Raw genomic sequence first — 2,406 nt, 5'->3', positions numbered from 1 at the left:
ACGTGCGTCGACTTCCGCGACGGGGTCGGATTTCCGCAGGTCGACATCGAGGACGACGACAGGGCCCTCGCCAGGTGATGCACCCGATCTCACGAGTGGTACGCGGGCGTCAGGTGCGGGCGGCGGGCGCCCTGTTCCGGTCGCCGGCCGTCCGCCGACTGCTGCCCGCGCACGTATTTCGCCTTACGTGCGTCGACTTCCGCGACGGGGTCGGATTTTCCGCAGCTCGACATCGAGGACGTCGACAGGGCTCTCGCCAGGTGATGCATCCGATCTCACGAGCGGCACGCGGGCGTGAGGTACGGGCGGCGGGCACCCTGTTCCGGTCGCCCGCCGCCTGTGCTCAGGTGCGCCCGATTACGGGAGGCACGGAGCCGGAGTCGGGGTGCTGAAGGACGGGTTCAGCGGGAAGGGAGCCCCGGCCGCGCCCCATACGGCCTGCTCGGTGGCGAGTAGATCGGGGGCCCCGCTGCTCCACGGCGACGCGAACGCGCCGATGTCGGACGGGCTCGCGCTGCAGCCGATCTGCCAGGTCAGCAGGGAGGTGTACGGGTTGAGCGTGCCACCGCTCTTCTGCCAGGTCGCCGAAGTGGGGTTGCCTCCTGCGGCGATGATCGCCTGGATGACCAACGACGTGGAGTTCGGGTCCGAGGCGTACGCCGGCTGGTAGGCGAAGCCCGCGTCCGACTCCTGGGCCGCGTCGAGGTAGTCGACCGCGTCCGATACCTCGCCCGAGTAGGTGGTGTTCGAAACGGAGACCAGCGCCTGGACGGCGAGCGCGGTGGAGTTGGTGTCGGCGTCGTCACCGTCGCAGGTCGAGCCGCCGTAGGAACGCCAGCCGCCGTCGTCGGCGTTGGCCCCGCCGGCGCATTGCTGCCCGAGGAGCCAGGTGGTCGACGAGGAGTCGACGCTCTGCCCCACGGCGCGAAGTCCGAGGATGGCCAGCGCCTGTCGGAAGGAGCCGTCGTAGGTCGGGTCGGCCGAGCCGAACAGGCCGGTGTTCGCCCCGGTGGTCTGCCGTAGGTTGTTCAGCCTGGTCACCAGGTTGACCCCACCGAAGCTGGTCGCGCTCTCCCCGGCGGCGTCGGCGACGAGCAGCAGATAGCCGATGCGGCCGGGGTTGTCGGTGCCGCCGGGAGTGATGGTCGTGGTGACGTTGGCCTTGAGCCAGTCGACCGCGTCGTCGAACGTGGCCTCCTCGACCCCGGCCGCGGCCAGGGCGAGCGCGGCCTGCATCGTGTTGGACGGTTCGGGCGTCGTCGGCTGTCCGGCGACGGGGACGAACTTGTTGCCGCTGCCGTCGCCGACGAACTGGGTCGCGAGCCAGCGGGCTCCGAAGTCGGCTGCGGTCGTGGGGACGTTGGTCGGCGGGGTGGCGTGTGCGGTGGGCAGCCATGCGGTCATGGCGAGGGCAACGCCGGAGGCCAAGGCGGCAATACGGTATCTATGCGGACGAATTGCGATGCGACGGGACACGGAATCTCCTCGATGGTGCGTTGTCTTCCTCCGCGAGCGACAGCTCCGGAGGTCACGCGGTGTCGCGGCGAATGGTCGGTGGTGGGTCCGGCGCGTTCCCGCGCGCGAATCGGCCGGCGGATCCGGCACGTTCGGGGCAGGCGTCGGCGGGTGGACTCGGAGTGCTCCCGGGCACACGTCGGCGGGGGGTGACTCGGCACGTTCCCGAGCACAGGTCGACAGGTGAATCCGGCGCGCTCCGGGGGGCGAGTGGGGCAGGGTCGGTGGGCGGTTCCGGGGCGCCTCAAGGAGCGGGCTGGGTCGGCGGGCGGGTTCGGTGCGCCTCCGGGAGCGGGCGGGGTCAGTGGGGTGGTCCCGGTGTGCTTCCGGGAGCGGGCAGGGTCGGTGTGCGGTCTCGGTGCGCCTTCGGGAACGGGCTGGGTCGGCGGGCGGGTTCGGTGCGCCTCCGGGAGCGGGCAGGGTCAGTGGGGTGGTCCCGGCGCGCTCCCGGGAGCGGGCAGGGTCAGTGGGTCGAGCTCGGGTGCTCTCGGGAACGGCGGCGTAGGGCGATGCCGACCGCGCAGGTCGTCAGCGCGAGGGCGACGAGCGGCGCGGGGTCGGTGCCGGTGCGCGGAAGCAGGGCCGGTGAGGCGTTTCGGGACGGGTTCCCGGTACCGCCTTCGTCGATCGTCGTCGTGCGCTCGGAACGAGGCGGCGGTGATGCGTTCTTCGAAGGCCCGCCACCGCTACCGCCCCCGTTCGTGCTCGTCGCGACCTCGAAGGCGGCGCGGGCGGTGCCGCCGTCTCCCTGGTCGACGAGATCCGCCGAGTACGACCCGGTGACGGCGTCCTCGGGGGCGGTCCAAGTGAACGTCACCGTGCCGTCGTTGCCGGCCGTGACCGCCGGGAGCCCGACGCCCGCCCGCCCGCCGGTGATCGCGGCGGTGACCG

The 2,406-nt window shown here is 72.1% G+C and carries 1 protein-coding gene and 1 pseudogene; both read right to left on the bottom strand.

The features are described 5' to 3' along the window. Positions 1 to 357 precede the first annotated feature (357 nt). The gene (locus tag GT354_RS09740; protein WP_161355874.1) at positions 358 to 1,428 is read right to left on the bottom strand and encodes a hypothetical protein; all 1,071 of its coding nucleotides are present in this window, start codon (positions 1,426 to 1,428) and stop codon (positions 358 to 360) included. A 550-nt stretch (positions 1,429 to 1,978) separates the two neighbouring features. Then, positions 1,979 to 2,406, bottom strand: a pseudogene (locus GT354_RS09735) (hypothetical protein); the annotation flags it as partial.

Source organism: Streptomyces sp. SID3343, assembly GCF_009865215.1.
Classification (GTDB): Bacteria; Actinomycetota; Actinomycetes; order Streptomycetales; family Streptomycetaceae; genus Embleya.
This window is presented reverse-complemented; position numbering and strand designations above follow the sequence as displayed.